The sequence below is a fragment of the Kitasatospora sp. NPDC087314 genome (genome assembly GCF_044744365.1).
Lineage (GTDB): Bacteria > Actinomycetota > Actinomycetes > Streptomycetales > Streptomycetaceae > Kitasatospora.
Genome location: NZ_JBIUYE010000051.1, coordinates 1 through 1,899, shown reverse-complemented (window position 1 = coordinate 1,899; position 1,899 = coordinate 1). Strand labels below are relative to the sequence as shown.

The following is a 1,899-nucleotide window of genomic DNA, read 5'->3' as shown; positions in this document are numbered from 1 at the left end:
CGCATCGAACTCGGCGAGGTAGAGGCCGCGTTGGCCTCCCACCCGGCCGTGGCCCAGGCCACCGTCCTCCTCCGCGAAGACACCCCCGGCGACAAACGCCTCATCGCCTACACCGTCCCCGCAGGTGACCTCGACACCGCCGCCGTCCTGGCACATGTGGCCGGCCTGCTCCCCGAGTACATGGTCCCGGCGACCATCGTCGTCCTCGACGCGCTACCGCTGACCGTCAACGGCAAGCTCGACCGCCGCGCCCTCCCCGCACCCGACTACACGCCCGAAGCGACCTACCGCGCACCCGTCACCGCACGCGAGAAAATCCTCTGCGAGGCCTTCGCCCAGGTTCTCGACCTCCCCCAAATCGGCCTGGACGACGACTTCTTCACCCTCGGCGGACACTCCCTCCTCGCCATCTCGCTGATCGAGAAGCTGCGGGCCCGGGGTGTACAGGTGAACATCCGCGCGCTGTTCACGTCACCGACCGTGGCCGGGCTCGAGGCCTCCGCCGGCACGGGTGAGGTGGCGGTGCCGCCGAACCTCATCCCGGCCGACGCGCGGGAGATCACCCCCGCGATGCTGCCGCTGGTCGACCTCACCACCGACGAGATCGCGCGGATCACCGCGACCCTCCCCGGCGGAGCGCCGAACATCGCGGACATCTACCCCCTGGCCCCGCTCCAGGAAGGCATCCTCTTCCATCACCTGATGAACTCCGGTGGCAGCGACCCCTATGTCATCCCGACCACACTGACCTTCGACTCCCGCGAACGGCTGGACACCTTCCTCGGCGCGCTCCAGCACGTCATCGACCGCCACGACGTCCTGCGCACCGCCATCCTCTGGGAAGGCCTGCCCGAACCCGTCCAGGTCGTCGCCCGCCACGCCCAACTCCCTGTCCAGCAGCACGAGATCACCGGCGACGACCCGATCGCCGCGCTCACCGCACGCTGCGCGGCCACCATGGACCTCACCCGCGCACCGCTGCTCCGCGCCCACATCGCCGCCGAACCGGGCAGCGCCCGCTGGCTCATGCTCCTCCAGCAGCACCACGTCACCACGGACCACACCGCCCTGGAGGTGCTGCTCGGCGAGATCAACGCCGTGCTCGCCGGCCGGCAGGACGAACTGCGCCCGCCAGTACCGTTCCGCGAGTTCGTCGCCCAGGCCCGGCTCCAGGTCTCCCGCGAGGAACACGAGCGCTTCTTCACCAAACTCCTCGGCGACGTCACCGAGCCCACCGCCCCCTTCGGCCTGTCGGACGTACGAGGGACCGCGACCGGCGTGACCGAGGCCCAGCGCCTCGTGGACGCCGAACTCGCCACCAGGGTCCGTGAGCAGGCCCGCCTGTTGGGAGTCAGCCCGGCAACCGTCTTCCACACCGTCTGGGCCCGCGTGGTCGCGGCGACCTCGAACCGAGACGACGTGGTGTTCGGAACCGTGCTGTTCGGGCGGATGAGCGGAGGCAGCGGCGCCGACCGGGCACCCGGCCTCTTCATCAACACCCTGCCCGTCCGGGTGCCGACGGCCACCGTCAGCACCGCGCAGGCGCTGCGCGCGATGCGCGGGCAGCTCGCCGACCTGCTGGCGCACGAACACGCCCCGCTGGCGCTCGCCCAGCAGGCCAGCGGCATCGGCGGCTCCGCACCGCTCTTCACCACGCTCCTCAACTTCCGCCACCAGGCCGGGCAGCCCGTCACGGACGCCGGGTCGCCGGGCATCGAGATCCTGCACAACGAGGAGCGCACCAACTACCCGCTGACCGTGTCGGTCGACGACCTCGGCACCGCGTTCACCCTCACCGCACAGGCGGTGGCGCCGATCGACGCCGAGCGGGTGTGCGACCTGCTGCACACCGCCCTCGAAGGACTGGTCGACGCGCTCGAAACGGCCCCGGACAGCCCC

At 71.1% G+C, this 1,899-nt stretch carries 1 protein-coding gene; it reads left to right on the top strand.

Annotated features, from left to right (window positions below; all coding sequences use genetic code 11):
- Nucleotides 1-3: 3 nt before the first annotated feature.
- Nucleotides 4-1,899, top strand: a 1,896-nt coding sequence (locus ACIO5E_RS39640; RefSeq protein ID WP_400677583.1) for a condensation domain-containing protein, incomplete at its 3' end; no start/stop codon positions are given.